The organism is Pectobacterium carotovorum (genome assembly GCF_033898505.1).
GTDB classification, from domain to species: Bacteria; Pseudomonadota; Gammaproteobacteria; order Enterobacterales; family Enterobacteriaceae; genus Pectobacterium; species Pectobacterium carotovorum_J.
In genome coordinates this window covers 508,458-524,284 of the sequence record NZ_JAXAFK010000003.1, presented here as the reverse complement: position 1 = coordinate 524,284, position 15,827 = coordinate 508,458, and the positions used below count along the sequence as shown (strand labels likewise).

Genomic DNA, 15,827 nt, shown 5'->3' with positions numbered 1-15,827 from the left:
GCTCTTTTTCCGTTCTGCAATGATACCGTTGGTACGCTGAGTCGCTTCCTTGTTCTGGCGATATACACCATTGTTGTGTTCGATGAACACCGTTCAGTACATTCGAGTCGACTCTTGAACGTTGATATTGTAGATAAATCATTTTATTAAATACTTAGTCTGGTTATATTTATTCTGATTCCTGTTTCTATTTTATTTTTTTTGCCGATTGTATTTTGACGTAATATCAAAATTTGACTATGTTTATAACCAGAATGCATTTATAAAATCACATCATTTAAAATGGCGAAGGTTATTGTTGTTTTTTAGTGATTTTTCTGTTCGACGCTATCTGGGAAATATCATTTAAATTTCATGAAGCATACCGGTTATTTATTTAATAAATAACAGATTGTTATCATGGATAATATGGTTATCCCTACAGATAAAGAGGATGGAAAAATGAATGCAATGAATAGCACTATTTTACACGTTGTAGCAACGGCGGCGCTGGTGGTGAGCGGTTTTGCTCAGGCTGATGACACGGCAAAAGCACATACCGGAAAAGATCAAGTTGAATTAAAACATATTCACGCAGTCCTGCAAAATGGGACGCCCAGCCCGCAGCACAATGCGATGTGTGAGAAACAGCTGAATATGCCTGAATCCAAATACGTCGGCATGAAAGTGACAACAGAATATAACATTAATACCCAGTCAATGATGATGTCAGCAAAATCCATGTTCCCTTCGCCACACAGCACGCAACCCATGGAATTAACGGCCGATCTATCCGCCTTGGGGCTATCTGATAGCTATTCATTCGGTGCATTTAGCCCCAGTGTTTTACCTGAGGCTAATATTCTTTTCTCTCTTGATAAAAAAATGAAAAACCCGGTAAGCACTTTCATGATTATTAATAAAAATGAAAGTTACAATTGCGTTATTAGCAGTTCAACGCATGGGTTAAGCAAAGATGAGATGAAAAGCCTTGAAATGAAGAAATAATAATCTTTTATTTTCTACCGTAGATTGCAGGCTGCCGTCTGCAATCTACGGCTATTCATTTGACTCACATCGCCATTCAGAAGGCGAACGGGTATCGGCGTGCCAAATCGGACTACATTCAGTGGTTGACCGGGGAGCTATGTGGAAAAACAGAGTGATGGGTGTGGGCGGCCCGCCCTGATTGCCGCGTGACCATCGGCCGTATAAAATCTCAACCTACCTTCATGTATTGGGGAGTTGACGATGTCTAAGGTTGCAGAAGGCAAAGACGCTGAGTTGCCACGTTTACTGAGCGTTGGAGAAGTCTCTAAACGCACTGGCGTAGCGGTTTCGGCGCTCCATTTCTATGAATCGAAAGGGTTGATCAGCAGTATAAGGACGCCTGGCAACCAAAGGCGGTATACGCCCGGTGTGATGCGTTATATCGCAATCATCAAGGTTGCGCAGCGTGCCGGGATTCCGCTCGACGAAGTGCATGAAGCATTGGGCGACTATCAGCCGCTGGTTCGAGTCAGTACCGAACAGTGGAAGGCGGTTGCTTCCCGCTGGCGCCACAGCCTCAATGACAGAATTACCAAACTACAGCGACTTCGTGACGAGCTGGATAGCTGCATCGGATGCGGATGCTTGTCGCTGACGGATTGTCCGCTGCGTAACCCCAATGATGAACTGGCTCAGAAAGGGCCAGGCGCCTATTTACTTGAGCGTTAATCGATTTGGCCTGCTGACGAAATTACCTCGTGGCAGGCCGAAACTCACCGCTGCACTACAGGAAACACGCCGTCCTTCCCCTTCTATGCGCCGATGCTGCTGCGGTTGCTGTCCCTCTTTCTCAATGAACAAAAGCTCTTGACCTCAAGTTAAGTTGAGGCTTTATAAAAGCACCGATTCCTTGGAATGAGCGCCAAGCGTCGGTGTCTGTGTACTGCTGTTCTCTAACGATAAGTGCCTGTTATCTATGTCACGTTTCGATGGTGAGGCTGTATGGGTCAACGAATGCCTGATGCCTATACGTCGTAACGTTATGTGGAGAGCAGCAAAATGAGTGAACCATCGCCGGGCAGTCCTGCCCGTAAGCCATCTGGATTCAACGCCATCGTCATCGCGGGTGTTGTGGTCACCCTGATTGCCACCAGTTTGTGGTACTGGCGGTCTGCACGCCAAAGTCAGGGAGGCTGGGCAGGCGGGGGGCCAATTGATGTGGTGGCGACGACGCTGCACGCGCAGGCTGCGCCGGTAAGCCTCGAAGGTCTGGGTGAGCTGCGTGCGGTTCGTCAGGTGATGTTGTCTGCTGAAGTGGCTGGGCGCGTTGCCGCGATTTCGTTCGAGCCCGGCCAACGGGTCAAAGCGGGTACGGTACTGGTGCAACTGGATGATGCAACCGAGCAGGCCGATCTGGCGGCGGCGAAAGCATCGGCCGGTTTTGCTCTGGCCCAGTTTAACCGAGCGAGTGAGCTGGCTCGCACGGGCGCGGCCTCCCGGGAGATGTTGCAGCAACGTCAGGCTGAACGGGATCAGACTGCGGCGCAAGTCCAGCAGTTGGAAGCTCGCATCCGTCAAAAGCGCATACGTGCGCCGTTTGACGGAGAGCTTGGTTTACGCCGTATCGATCTGGGGCAGTATCTCAACCCCGGAGATGTCGCTGTGACGCTAACCGATCCAAATCAGCTGTACGCCAACTTCGACATCCCTCAGCAAGAGCTGGCAAGAGTGAAGGTGGGGCAGACGGTACAGGTGCGCATCGACACGGCTGGCGTTGCGCCAGTACAGGCCACCATCAGCGCCATTGAGCCTCAAGTGGGGCGAGATACGCGTAACGCTTCTGTTCAGGCTGAAGTGGACAATCAGGGGCGCACGTTGCAGCCGGGCATGTACGCGACGGTGGATGTGATGTTACCAGCTGAGCCCGATGCGTTGACGCTGCCTGTCTCGGCCGTAATGACGTCTGCCTCAGGCGATGCTGCCGCCGTCGTGCGCGGGCTTACGCCTGAGAAGACCGGCAAGGCTGAGATCGTACCGATTGCAGTAGGGCGGCGCATTGGTGATACGGTGGTGATTGCCAGTGGGCTGAAAGCGGGAGACGTTGTGATCACGGAAGGTCAACTGCGGGTACGTCCGGGCGCCGATTTGCGCGTGGTGGATAAACCTGCTGCCGAGGGGGCTCCGGCCACTGGGGGTCAACCATGAAGTTTACCGATCTGTTCATCAAACGCCCGATCCTGTCGATCACGCTGAGTACACTCATTCTGTTGATCGGTCTCGCAGCGCTGTTCTCGTTACCGATGCGTCAGTATCCGGCGATGGAAAGCGCGACGATTGTTGTCACAACCAATTTCCCCGGCGCCTCGCAGGATGTAATGCAGGGCTTCGTCACCACACCTATCGCTCAGGCGATCGCCAGCGCTAACGGCATCGAATATCTGAGTTCAACGTCCACGCTGGGGCGCAGCGAGATCAAGGCAAAACTGGTTCTCAATGCGGATGCGGATCGGTCCATGACCGAAGTGCTGGCCAAGGTGCAGCAGGTTAAGTACCGCTTGCCTGAGGGCGTATACGATCCAGAGATCAAGAAGATCACCGACGGTGTGTCGGCGGTGCAATATCTGTCCTTCGTCAGCGATCAGCAAAGCATTCCCGAGATTACGGACTTCATCAACCGCGTGGTACAGCCACAGATCACTTCGGTGCCGGGCGTCGCGTCGGCGGAGACGAGTGGTGGGCAAACTATTGCAATGCGCCTCTGGGTCGATCCGATCAAACTGGCTGCTCGCGGGATAACCGCCAGCGATCTGGCTGCGGCGCTGCGTGCAAACAACGTGCAGGCAGCGCCCGGTGCTTTGCGCGGCCATGACAACCTGATTCCGATCACGGCGGCTACCGACATGCGTAGCGTGCAGGACTTTCGCGATCTGGTGGTTAAACGTGGAGAAAACGGCGTTGTACGCGTTGGCGATATCGCCACAGTCGAACTGGGTGGCCAGAACTACGACAGCAGTTTTTTGAACGATGGCGCGCGTGCGGTAGCCATCGCCATCTCACCTACGCCTGATGGTAATCCATTGGAGATCGTGGCTGGCGTCGATGCATTATTGCCTGATTTGCAGCGTGCCGCGCCTCCCGGCTTGAAGGTGGTCAACAACTTCGACACTGCGCGCTTCGTCAATGCGGCGATCGATGAAGTCATGAAGACGTTGCTAGAGGCGGTCGTCATCGTGGTGATGGTGATCTTCCTGTTTCTGGGGACTTTCCGCGCCGTGCTCATCCCTATCGTCACGATCCCGCTGTCGCTTATCGGCACGGCCTCACTGATGCTGGCCTTCGGTTTTTCGATCAACCTGTTGACCCTGCTGGCGATGGTTCTGGCCATTGGGCTGGTGGTGGACGATGCCATCGTGGTAGTGGAGAACATCCATCGGCACATTGAAGAAGGGCTGTCGCCGGGCAAAGCGGCCATCGTGGGCGCCCGTGAGATTGTCTGGCCCGTTATCGGCATGACCATTACGCTGGCGGCGGTCTATGCGCCCATTGGTATGATGGGGGGCATCACCGGCGCGCTCTTCAAGGAGTTCGCCTTCACGCTGGCGTGCTCGGTGATCGTCTCCGGTGTGATTGCCTTGACGCTATCGCCCATGATGAGCAGCTACATGCTCAACTCACAGATGTCCGAGGGCCGGATGGCCAAGGCCATCGAACGCACCATGCACAATCTGGCCGTGCGCTATGGCCGTCTTCTGGGTCATGTACTTCATGCCCGGGCGGCAGTGATGATGGTCTGTGTGGCGGTATTGGGCGGCATCGTTGTCCTGTTCATGGGCGTGCAGCGTGAGCTGGCTCCGGGCGAGGATCAGGGCTACGTGTTCGTGCAGACCAAGTCTCCTCAATACGCCAACGTGAGCTACACCGAGCGCGCCGGGGTAGCGGTTGAAAGCATCTTCCGTGCTCTGCCTGACTATCAGGGGAGTTTCATGGTTAATGGCTACAACGGCCAAAATGCCGGGTTTGGCGGTGTCGTGCTGAAGCCCTGGGAAGAGCGGCAGATGACTGCGAATCAGGTTGAGGGCACCATAAACGGCCGCAGCGGCGGCATTACCCGCTCTTTTGTTACCGCCTTCCAGCCTGCGCCTTTACCCGCTGGCAGCGATGGTTTGCCGGTACAAATGGTTCTTCGCTCACCCGCTGATTTCACTGAATTATATGGCGTGCTTGAAAACATTAAGGGAGCGGCGTGGGGTAGCGGTCTGTTCGCGTTCGTCGACAGCGATCTGGCTTTTGACAGCCCGCAGGCTCGGCTGACTATCAATGCCGCTAAAGCCGGTGAGATGGGCGTCACCATGAGTGCCGTGGCGGATACGCTGGCGGTGCTCGTCGGTGAGAACTACATCAACCGTTTCAACTGGTTTGACCGTTCCTACGACGTTATCGCGCAGGTTCCGCAAGACAAGCGTCGTGCGCCGGGCGACCTGACGGGCTACTACGTGCGTGCCGAATCAGGCCGTCTGGTGCCGTTGTCCACTGTGGTCGATGTGCAGGTGCAGCCGCAGGCCAACCGTCTGCCGCAGTTCAACCAGATGAATGCGGTGACGCTCTCGGGCGTGCTGTTGCCGGGTGTCACGATGGGGCAGGCCGTGGACTTTTTGAAGGCGCAGCCTTTGCCGCCGGGGACGCAGATCGACTGGCTCTCCGATAGCCGCCAGTTCGTCAAGGAAGGCAATCGCCTGATTGTCTCGTTTGGCTTCGCGCTGATCGTGATTTTTCTGGTGCTGGCTGCGCAGTATGAGAGCTTCCGCGATCCGCTGGTCATTCTGATGACGGTGCCGCTTGCCATTTGTGGCGCGCTGCTGCCGCTGTGGCTTGGGTTCGCCACCATGAACATTTATACCCAGATCGGGCTGGTGACGCTGATCGGCCTGATATCCAAACACGGCATTCTGATGGTTTCCTTCGCGAATGATATTCAGAAGCATGAAGGCCTCAGCCCGATGGAAGCCATGCACAAGGCGGCCATGATCCGTATGCGGCCGGTGCTGATGACCACGGCTGCGATGGTTGCTGGCTTAATCCCGCTGCTGTTCGCTGGCGGAGCCGGTGCCGCCAGTCGCTACTCTATCGGCATTGTGGTGGTGGCTGGCCTGGTGATCGGTACGCTGTTCACGCTGTTCGTATTGCCAACGATTTATACCCTGCTGGCGCGTGACCATCGTGCGTCTGCTGCCTCCGAACGTGAGCGTGAACTGAATGACGAGGTTTCTAAACATGCGTAATCATCCACGTAACGTTTACTTAGGGCCTGTTCTGACGGCTCTGGCTACGGCGGTACTGCTGTCGGGCTGCTCTCTGGCACCCGTGAATCAACGGCCTGCTGCGCCGATTCCCTCGCAGTGGAGTGACGGCACCAAGGCAGACAGCGCGGGTACGTCGAGCAAGCAAAATGCTTCAGCCACCACCGCGCTGGACTGGCAGGCCTTTGTCACTGATGACGGACTGCGCGGGCTGATTGTGCTTGCTTTAGACAACAACCGCGACTTGCGTCAGACCCTGCTTAACGTCGACGCGGCGCGTGCACAGTATCGCGTGCAGCGTGCCGATCGGTTGCCGGGCGCTCAGATTGAGGGAAGCGGTATGCGCCAACGCGTGCCCGAGGATCTCCGTACGCCGGGCGCACCCTCGGTGCAGAGCAACTATCAGGCTGGTGTGGGGCTGGCTTCCTTCGAACTGGACCTGTTCGGGCGCGTGCGCAATCTCTCCGAAGCCGCTATGCAGGAGTATCTGGCAACCGAGGAGGCTGCACGTAGCGCGCAGATCAGTCTGGTTAGCGAAGTTATACAGGCCTACCTGACGCGCGATAGTGCGCAGCGGCGCTATCTGCTCGCCACCCGTATCCTTGAGGCGCGCGAAGCGTCACTCAGGCTGATTGATCAGCGCCGTTCGCTTGGCGCAGCCAACGAGTTGGATTATCAGGAGAGTCTGGGGCAAGCCCAACAGGTGCGGGCAGATCGGGAGCGCATCGACCGTGAATTCCGCCAGGCGAACAATGCGCTGGCGCTGTTGGTCGGGGTTAACGATGTACGACCACATCTGCCCGCGTCTCCAGCGACGGGTGTCCTGTTAGTGCAGGAGATTGCGCCGGGGACGCCGTCGGATCTGCTCGCGCAGAGGCCGGATATCCGTGCCGCAGAGCATCGGTTACAGTCACGTAATGCCAGCATCGGTGCGGCACGTGCTGCGTTCTTCCCGCGTATTTCACTGACCGGCCTGTTTGGCAGCTCCAGTACTGAACTGTCCAACCTGTTTGAATCCGGTCAGCGGGCGTGGTCTTTCGCTCCGCAGATCACGCTACCGATCTTCGATGGCGGACGCAACCGGGCCAATCTGGATCTGTCTCTTGTACGCAAGGACATCGCGATTGCCGGCTATGAGCAGGCGATTCAGGTGGCGTTCCGCGAGGTCTCCGATGCGCTTGCCGCAACCGACACCTTGCGCCGTGAAGAACAAGCGCAGCGCGCGTTTGCACAATCGAGTTCTCGGGCGCTACAGCTTGCGGAAGACCGCTACCGCAGCGGTGCTGACGATCATCTGCGGCTGCTTGACGCCCAGCGCAGTGATTTTGCCAGCCAGATGACGCTCGTCCAGATTGAAACGCAGAGACAGATCGCGTTGGCGACGCTCTTTCGTACTTTAGGCGGTAGCTGGCGAGGCGATATCCCCACGCAGAGCCGAGAGCCGTCTGGCAGTAATCTGGCTTACGCAAGCGTAACGAGCCGATGATGTGTACTGGAATAGCCCCGGCCTTGATTGACCGGGCGGTTTCTGCCGCGCTGCAATCATGGCCGGTAGGGGGAGCATCGCTTCGCTCCCTTTCCGAAAAATAGTTGAAAAAGAGGATTGACCTTAAGTTAGGTTGAGGTTGTATAAACGCAGATGCACTTGTCATGACGGTCAGGTGCAGCAACGGCAAGCTGTCGTTGTTAGCTGATTTTTCCCCCTATTGGAGAGTTTCCTATGTCTTACGTCTTACCTTCGCTTCCCTACGCGTTTGATGCGCTGGAACCCCATTTCGACGCACGCACGATGGAGATCCATTACTCCAAACATCACCAGACCTATGTGACCAATCTCAATAACGCGGTGGCCGATGTGGGCGACCAGCAGGTGCCAGTAGAGGTGTTGATTGCTGATATCGCGGCGCTACCAGAAAACATTCGAGTCGCCGTGCGTAACAATGGCGGTGGGCACGCGAATCACTCGCTGTTCTGGACTGTGTTAAGCGCACAGGGAGGCAAGCCTGAGGGAAAACTGGCTCAAGCCATCGACAGCGATCTGGGTGGGTATGAGGTTTTCAAAGACAGCTTCACGAAGGCGGCGCAGACCCGTTTTGGCAGCGGCTGGGCGTGGCTGACGGTGGGGCGCGATGGCAAATTGCTCGTCGAGAGCAGCGCGAATCAGGATAACCCTCTGATGGGTGACTTCGCTGGCCTGTCAGGCGGCACCCCGATTCTGGGGCTGGATGTCTGGGAGCATGCTTATTACCTGAATTATCAGAACCGCCGCCCTGACTACATCTCAGCGTTCTTCTCCATCATCAACTGGCAGGAAGTGGCTCGACGCTACGAAGACGCCACCCAATGAGTGAGGCTGCCAGCGAAGCATTTTTGCTGGCAGTTCGCTTCTCAAACGGCCTTATAGCATTTCAAAAGAGAAATAAGGCTCGCTCCCCGTCCTATTGAGAAGCCGCTTCCGGCATTTTCATCGAGATAAAAATAGCGTTTAAAAACAATATTCAGCTTTTTATTATGGTAGCTAACGACATAGTCCTTCTCATAAAAATGAAAGTCGGTCGGATCGCCGACTAACTCGTATCCTTGAGAAACCAGCTCTGTCGGCGAAAAATCCGTCAGCCCAAAAATGTCTGGATGCTGAACGGTCGATGCTTTTAGATACCTGATAAAGAGGGTAAAGAAAGAGATTTTCAACATTGTTTACCCACCACGTATTGCGCCCCTGAGCATAATGTTACCTGTTTGTATAAGAATGTGATGGTATCATCTCTGTTCAGATGGCCAAATTTAGTGTGTTACTACTATTCAGTTTGTTACTACATTCAGTTTGTTACTACATTCAGTTTGTTACGACAGGCCAGTGTTACAGGTAAATAATCATTTTGAGTGCAAATCGAATCCAAACCCCGTCTCTCCCCGTGTTAAAGCTCCTCGCACTTGCGACAGCCGCGTTTCTGACCTTACTGACCGAGATCATGCCGGCAGGGCTTCTCAGTGCGATTGCGGCGGGTCTTGCTGTCTCTGAAAGTCTGGCCGGCCAGTTCATTACCGCGTTTGCTCTGGGGGCGCTGTTATCTGCGATTCCCGCGACGGCGCTGACGCGCGGCATGCGGCGTAAACCTCTGCTGCTCATCGCGATTAGCGGATTTGCCGTCGTGAATGCGGTGACCGCCTTTTCCGACAACTACGTTTTATCACTGGCCGCCCGCTTTGTTGCCGGTTTGTTCGGTGGCGTGGTCTGGTCGATGCTGGCCGGGTACGCCTCGCGTATGGTTCCCCGGTGGTTACTCGGGCGTGCCATCGCCATTGTCGGTGCGGGCTCTACGGCCGCGCTGGTGCTTGGTGTACCGATTGGCGGCCTTCTCGGGTCAGTCATCGGCTGGCAGGGCGCATTTGGACTCGTGTCGGCCATTGCGGTGCTCCTTGTTGTCTGGATCGCGCTTTTTGCTCCCGATTTCCCAGGTGAATCGGCGGATAAGCGGTTATCGCTGCCTCAGGTTGCCTCTAAGCGCGGCGTCGGGGCGACGCTTGCGCTGATCCTCACCTACATCGTCACGCACAACATTCTGTATATTTACATCGAACCTTTCCTCGCGGCTTCCGCCATGGGGGACTGGCTCAACGGCGTGCTGTTCATTTTCGGGGCGGGTGCGGTGTTTGGCCTTGTGCTGTCAGGCATTATTGTTGATGGGAACCTCAAGCGTCTCGGCCCTGCCGAAGTGCTCTTATTCGCCGCGGCGACGCTCCTTCTGGGCCTTTGGTCCGATGTACAGCTCATTCTGGTTCTGGCAGTCTTTATGTGGGGTATCTCTTTCGGGGGATTCTCCGTCGTCACGCAAACGGCAATGACTCACCTTTCCTCTGATGCCGTGGACGTCGCACAGTCGATGTCTACCACATCGTGGAACACTGCCGTGGCCGCAGGGGGCGTCATTGGAGGATTGCTCCTCAGCAATGCAGGGCCGGGCGCGTTTCCGTGGGTGATGATTGGGCTCTTGACGCTATCATTCCTCGTTGTGCTTCTGGGCGTTAACCGCGCGCTGACGGCCGCTAAGTCAGCACAGGCCGTCTCCGTCAGAAGCGATTCCTTGATGTAGAGTAACCACCATTTATGAAATACCGCCATTTTCTGTTTGACCTTGACGACACGCTGTTGGACTTCAAAGCCTCTGAGCGTCTTTCGTTTGCGCGTACGCTGACGAACCTTGGTATCGATATTGAAAATACGACCCTGTTTGCAGACTATCAGCGCGAGAATTCTCGGCTATGGAGCGAGTTTGAGAAGAGAGGAATCACCAAGGATTTCCTGAAAGTAGAACGATTCCGTCGCACTTTCTCCCTTCATGGCATCGATATCGATCCGCACAAGGCGAGCAACTTCTATCTGGAGTGCCTGCCTGAGACCGTGGTGCTGGTGGATGGCGCGGTGCAGCTATGCGAAGCGCTTGCCGAGATCGGTGAAGTTGGCATTATTACCAACGGCATTGAGTATGTGCAGGCGAAGCGGGTGGCGAACTCGGGTTTGGCGGGTTGTCTCTCGTTTGTTGCCACTTCTGAGGCTTGCGGCTTTGCCAAGCCGGATGCGCGCTTCTTCGAGTTCTCCGCCAGCAAGTTCAGTTCGTTCAAAAAAGCCGAGGCGATCATCGTGGGCGACAGGCTCGATGCCGATATTCTGGGGGCGAACCTTTATGGTATCGATAGCTGCTGGTTCAATGCAGGCGGGGCTGCCAACGATTCGGACATCGCGCCAACCTACGAGGCCGCAACCCTGCAAGCTGTCTTCACGCAGATCGGTACCCGCTCTTAAGCCCGTACCATGCCGCATCGACGACAATCACCACGATTAATTCGCGGTGGATTGTCGTCGCGCTTATCAAGATTGCCCACTTAGCTTTGGCAACATGCACATCCTCAGTAGTCGCAGACCAGAAATACGCGGTCAAAGCGTAGGGCTGCAAGGTCGGTGCGATGGATGATGAAATTCAGCGTGCCGTCATCCCACTGAAATTGCCCGTCCAGACAGACCTGAAACAGCACCAGCCAGTCCTGCGCTTCGCCGCCCAATTGCTGTGCTGCCTGCAACTCTGGCAATTCATGCTGGCTGAAGCCACAGCCGTTGACTCGGGCAATGCCCTGATATTCAGGCAACGGGGCATCAGGTGGAAAGTCCGATGGCAGCATCTCCTTTTCGACCATCCAGGCGAGTTGCTCTTCTGTCGCTTTACTATCGGGTAACAGGTTGAATGCCCCCAGTTGCCGCAACTGCCAGGCGTAATATTGCGCAAAGCCAAGACGGGACAGCGCATTGTCATACGCATCATCATGCAATGCTGCCTGCTGTTCCTGACTCAGACGTGAGCACAATAGGGCATCAAGATGAGGGTTCTGGCACAATGCGTAAAAGCTGGGGACGGCGACGCTGGTTCTCGGGTGCAGTTTGAGTGCAGGCTTCTGCCCGAGCGTCTTCTCGTCATTGAAGGCCAGGTCTGCAAAGCGCATCCCGCTGCACAGACGTGCGGCATCCTGCACATAGATGACTTTCCCTCGGGTTGTTACAGGGCTGCTTCCACATTCCAGAAAGAAGAATAGGGTTCCCTCACGCGGCAGATAGTCCTGTAACGGGGCTAAGGTGCGGCAGTCTATCTGTGCAATAAATTCCAGCGGTACACGATAGCTCTGTGTGGCGTCGTCCCAGGGAAAAATGCACACGTCTTTTTCGTCTTCACCTTCTTGCCAGCACTCCTCGTATTCGAGCAAGGTGTCTTCGGTGACGCTGACGCAAGGGTAGGGAATATCGACAGGTAAATCCGGCAGGCCACCCAGCCGATGGTTGCCCTGCGCTGTCTGGTCGTCCTCTGTGCCATGATAGAAATCGACGCTGCTGCGTAAGGTGCCAGCTACAGCATGGGCGATAGGGACTATGGCATCCGCCGAGAGCAGCGTATTCACAAGGTGTTGTCGCTGCGGAGAATGCTCCGCCAGCAGCGGGAGCAAGGCTGGATCTATGGGCGCAGGAGGAAAGGTTGGCGTCTCGGTTGTTTCTTCCTGCTTTATTTCTACCTTGTTTTCTGGAATGGCGTTGGCCCCCGCCTCTTCTTCCTCTAATGCTTCCCGATGGCGACGCAATGCCATCTCTGGGGTTGTGGTGACAATCCGCAGGCTGCGCAGCGCGGTTTCCAGGGTTTTGAAATGTTCTTGTCGCCGATCCTGCGGGCAGTATCCCCCAGCGAAAAGGCAAACCGTGTCCGTTAAGCGGATAAACGCGAACACGTAGGCGAAGCCGTAAATCCCTTCAGCCGTCATTAACAATGCGCTGTCGTTTTCAAGGGCTAACGTTTTTTCTTCAAGCCAGGTGAGTTTGCCATAGCTTTTGCCGCAGAAAGTGCGATATCGCTCTGCTTGCCCCGTTTCTACTTCATGCAGCAGTTCCCCACTCACCGGGTAAATATTTAGCGCAACGATGCCATCGTCAGTGGCGTACTGGCCGAGCACCCCTTGCCCTATCTGCTCAATGGACGTGAAGTTTGAGGGGAAATCGATGGATAAAACATCCGTGTGCATGATTGGCATGACAGTCCCTAACGTAAAAAAGAATATCGCCTCTGATGGAGCTTTTATGATGCCACATTTGTTTGCCTCAGCAAGAAGGCGATGTGCTGATGGCAGCGTCACTCTGCATCACTCGTAATGCATTTTTGTAACGTTTTGCTTTTTTTTGGTGCGCTAACGCCACGGGAGCAGCGTATTTGCTGGGTTTTGTGGTGTTGATAAACATGGCACGGCCTGTGCTTAGTCTTATATACCGTCTTGTGTACAAGATGGCGCGACTCAGGCAATCGACCTGATCGGTTTTTTCAGGCTGATGGTTATCAGCTGTTGTTAGCTCACCATTGAAGGGGGAACACAATGAAAAATAACAATGACAAGATCGATCGTAAACGCAGGCAGTTGATGAAGTGGTCAGCGGTTAGCGCAGGCGCGCTGACGCTAAGCAGTCTGCTGCCGGGAATGGCTTTTGCTGCCGAAGGTGAAGAAATCCGTATTGGCTACTGGCCTATTGTGGGCGGTTTGCCTTTATACGTGGGTGTTGAACGGGGTTTTTTCAAAGAGGCAGGGCTGAACGTGCGAGCGGTGAAATTCGCTAGCCCGCAACAGATTGTCGAGGGGATGATCACGGGGCGCATACACGGATGCGCCAACGGTACAGCCACCGGCGCATTGGGATTAGGCGAGATTACCTCACCCGGTTTGTTCAAGATCATCTGCTCGAACCCGTCGAATCATCAGATGGTATTGGATGAATTTCTGGTGCCGTTAAACAGCGACGTAAAAAGTATCGCGGAGCTGAAGGGCAAACGTATCGCCTGTGGGCCGGGTATTCAGAATGTGGTGATGACCAAAATTATTCTGGAGAAAAACGGCTTTACGGCAGATGAACTGCGCGTGACGGAATTGCCGGTCGGGCAGCATGCCGCGGCGCTGGCCGCGGGTCAGATTGACGGGGTTTATACGCTGGAACCCACGGGAACGGTGGGGCGACTGAAAGGGCTGTCGCGTACGCTGGAAACCGGCGTGATCTCACGCTATGTGCTTGGTAACCCCGATGCGCCGTGGTTTGGCGGTGCGGCGGCATTAAATAGCGGTTTTATCGACAGCCGTGCGGCGGACGCAAAAAGCTTCACGCAGGCCTATGCCAAATCGGTGCAGTTTATTCAGCAGAACCCGGAAGCGGCTCGTGAGCACATCACCGGATACACCAGTATTGAGGCCGATCTGAGTAAAGAGGTGCCGTTGCCGGGGTTTGTCATGTACGACGAGCTAAAAGGCGACAATCTGGCGTGGTTCCAGAAGTTTTATGACGTGTTCACCGAAAGAAAAATCTTCCGGCAGCCAGTAGATGTCAGCAGCCTGATTTATCAGCCTTAAGGGAGATGCTCGATTATGCGCCAGCACTGGACGTCTAAATTATTACCCGCTGTCGGCCCGATTCTGCTGTTTCTCTTTTGGCAGTTGGCGGTCAGCGCGAAATGGCTGAACCCCATTTTATTACCGTCGCCGGTCGACACGTTGAGCTATATGTTCCAGTCCTTCGCGGATGCCAGCATGCGTACGGATATCGGCGCGACGCTGTACCGTACGCTCGCCGCATTTGGTTTTGCCGCACTGATTGGCGTGCCGCTCGGCGTTATTCTGGGCAGCAATGAAAAGATCTACCGCAGCCTGGAGTTTCTGATCGACTTCTTCCGCTCTACGCCGTCGTCAGCGCTGATCCCGCTATTTTTGCTGATTTTCGGCATAACCGACGCGAATAAAATTGCTATTTCGGCCTTTGCGGCCGTGCTGGTGATTCTGTTCAACAGCGCCTACGGCGTGATGAATGCCAAGAAAACCCGTCTGATGGCGGCACAGGTCATGGGGATCTCCCGCTGGCATATTTTTAAAGACATCATGCTGCTGGAAAGCCTGGCGCAAACCTTTGTCGGCCTGCGTACCGGTGTGTCGATGGCGTTGGTCATTGTGATTGTCGCAGAGATGTTTATTGGCTCGGAAACGGGACTGGGGCACCGCATTATCGATGCGCAGCAGGTGTTCAATATTCGGGATATGTACGCCTCTATTCTGATTACGGGGGCACTGGGATATCTGCTTAACGTCCTGTTTTTATTGGCAGAAAAACGAATTGTTCACTGGAGTGGCAAAGCATGATGACACCTCATACCGCGCAAGTGGAAAAACCGGATACCGCGCTGCCGCCTTATCCGGCACCGAACACTCACGTTACCATTCGTGGCTTGAATAAGTCGTTTGCAGGTCAGCCGCTCTATACCGATCTGAATCTGGATTTGCCGCGCGGCAAGATCGTGTCGATTTTCGGGCCGAACGGCTGTGGTAAATCGACGCTAATGAACATGATTGCCGGGCTGATTCCCGTTGATAGCGGCGATATCCTGTTTGATGGTAAAACGCTGGCGGAAACCAGAATTGGCTATGTGTTTCAAAACTATCGTGATGCGCTTTTTCCCTGGATGAGCGCCTGGAAGAACATTGCCTATCCGCTGGTGCGCAGCGGCATGCGGCAGCAAGACGTTCAGGCACGAATGGATGAGCTGATCGCGATGTTTGATATTCGTTTCGATCTTCAGCGTTATCCGTATGAGCTTTCAGGCGGGCAGCAGCAGACGGTCTGTATCATGCGGGCGCTGGCGACGGGGCCTGAGGTGATGTTTCTCGATGAGCCGTTCTCCGCGCTGGATTTTGAGATGACGCTGTTTATCCGCGACAAGCTGCAAGAGGTTCAACTGGCGACTGGCGTGACGATGGTCATCGTGTCACATGATTTGGAGGATGCGGTGTTTCTGGCGGATGAAATCCTGTTGCTGACGCGTCGACCCACGACAGTGTCGGAGATTGTTCCGTTTGATTTAGCGCGTCCACGCGGTGCGGAGGCGATGAGCGATCCTGAGTTTATTCGCGTCAAGGCGCACACGCTGGCGGTGTTCAAACGCGAAATGGCCGCATAAGCAGTCCATCTGCCGTATCCCTTTCAGGCTTACCAGGCCGTAG

At 54.9% G+C, this 15,827-nt stretch carries 13 protein-coding genes; 11 read left to right on the top strand and 2 right to left on the bottom strand.

Annotated features, from left to right (window positions below; translation table 11 throughout):
* The first annotated feature begins 441 nt into the window (after positions 1-441).
* The 6 genes from R9X49_RS16980 to R9X49_RS16955 all read left to right on the top strand — a co-directional run bounded on the left by R9X49_RS16980 (position 442) and on the right by R9X49_RS16955 (position 8,613).
* Positions 442-987 carry a hypothetical protein gene (locus R9X49_RS16980; protein WP_319849572.1) on the top strand — a complete coding sequence of 182 codons (546 nt, stop codon included), beginning with the start codon at positions 442-444 and terminating at the stop codon, positions 985-987.
* 243 nt (positions 988-1,230) lie between these two features.
* Positions 1,231-1,698 carry a redox-sensitive transcriptional activator SoxR gene (gene soxR / locus R9X49_RS16975; protein ID WP_319849509.1) on the top strand — a complete coding sequence of 156 codons (468 nt, stop codon included), beginning with the start codon at positions 1,231-1,233 and terminating at the stop codon, positions 1,696-1,698.
* Positions 1,699-2,028: 330 nt separating this feature from the next.
* Positions 2,029-3,174 carry an efflux RND transporter periplasmic adaptor subunit gene (locus R9X49_RS16970; protein WP_319849508.1) on the top strand — a complete coding sequence of 382 codons (1,146 nt, stop codon included), beginning with the start codon at positions 2,029-2,031 and terminating at the stop codon, positions 3,172-3,174.
* Positions 3,171-6,248, top strand: coding sequence for an efflux RND transporter permease subunit (locus R9X49_RS16965; protein ID WP_319849507.1), 3,078 nt, complete (start codon positions 3,171-3,173; stop codon positions 6,246-6,248). Before R9X49_RS16970 ends, R9X49_RS16965 begins: the two co-directional genes overlap by 4 nt.
* A complete protein-coding gene (locus R9X49_RS16960; protein ID WP_319849506.1) occupies positions 6,241-7,752 on the top strand; it encodes an efflux transporter outer membrane subunit in 1,512 nt (503 codons plus the stop codon). Before R9X49_RS16965 ends, R9X49_RS16960 begins: the two co-directional genes overlap by 8 nt.
* Before the next feature lie 234 nt (positions 7,753-7,986).
* Positions 7,987-8,613 (top strand): superoxide dismutase, encoded by a 627-nt coding sequence (locus R9X49_RS16955; protein WP_319849505.1) that lies wholly within the window; start codon positions 7,987-7,989, stop codon positions 8,611-8,613.
* Positions 8,614-8,654: 41 nt separating this feature from the next.
* On the opposite strand, the gene R9X49_RS16950 is transcribed toward R9X49_RS16955, so the two are convergent.
* Positions 8,655-8,960: a hypothetical protein gene (locus R9X49_RS16950; protein WP_319849504.1), complete on the bottom strand. Its 306-nt coding sequence runs from the start codon at positions 8,958-8,960 to the stop codon at positions 8,655-8,657.
* A 185-nt stretch (positions 8,961-9,145) separates the two neighbouring features.
* On the opposite strand from R9X49_RS16950, the gene R9X49_RS16945 reads away from it, so the two are divergent.
* The gene (locus R9X49_RS16945) at positions 9,146-10,360 is read left to right on the top strand and encodes an MFS transporter (protein ID WP_319849503.1); all 1,215 of its coding nucleotides are present in this window, start codon (positions 9,146-9,148) and stop codon (positions 10,358-10,360) included.
* 14 nt (positions 10,361-10,374) lie between these two features.
* Positions 10,375-11,070 (top strand): YjjG family noncanonical pyrimidine nucleotidase, encoded by a 696-nt coding sequence (locus tag R9X49_RS16940; RefSeq protein WP_319849502.1) that lies wholly within the window; start codon positions 10,375-10,377, stop codon positions 11,068-11,070.
* A 104-nt stretch (positions 11,071-11,174) separates the two neighbouring features.
* Here the strand turns inward: R9X49_RS16940 and R9X49_RS16935 are convergent, their stop codons facing one another.
* Complete coding sequence (locus tag R9X49_RS16935) at positions 11,175-12,833, bottom strand: DUF1963 domain-containing protein (protein ID WP_319849501.1); 1,659 nt, start codon at positions 12,831-12,833, stop codon at positions 11,175-11,177.
* A gap of 336 nt (positions 12,834-13,169) precedes the next feature.
* Between R9X49_RS16935 and R9X49_RS16930 the strand changes: the two genes are divergently transcribed.
* Genes R9X49_RS16930 through R9X49_RS16920 form a run of 3 tightly spaced genes read left to right on the top strand, consistent with a single transcriptional unit; the run spans position 13,170 to position 15,784 of the window.
* A complete protein-coding gene (locus tag R9X49_RS16930; protein WP_319849500.1) occupies positions 13,170-14,189 on the top strand; it encodes an ABC transporter substrate-binding protein in 1,020 nt (339 codons plus the stop codon).
* A 15-nt stretch (positions 14,190-14,204) separates the two neighbouring features.
* Complete coding sequence (locus R9X49_RS16925) at positions 14,205-14,969, top strand: ABC transporter permease (protein ID WP_319849499.1); 765 nt, start codon at positions 14,205-14,207, stop codon at positions 14,967-14,969.
* On the top strand, positions 14,966-15,784 hold the full coding sequence (locus tag R9X49_RS16920; RefSeq protein ID WP_319849498.1) for an ABC transporter ATP-binding protein: 819 nt from the start codon (positions 14,966-14,968) through the stop codon (positions 15,782-15,784). The genes R9X49_RS16925 and R9X49_RS16920 overlap by 4 nt, the downstream gene beginning before the upstream one ends.
* The last annotated feature ends 43 nt before the right edge of the window (positions 15,785-15,827 follow it).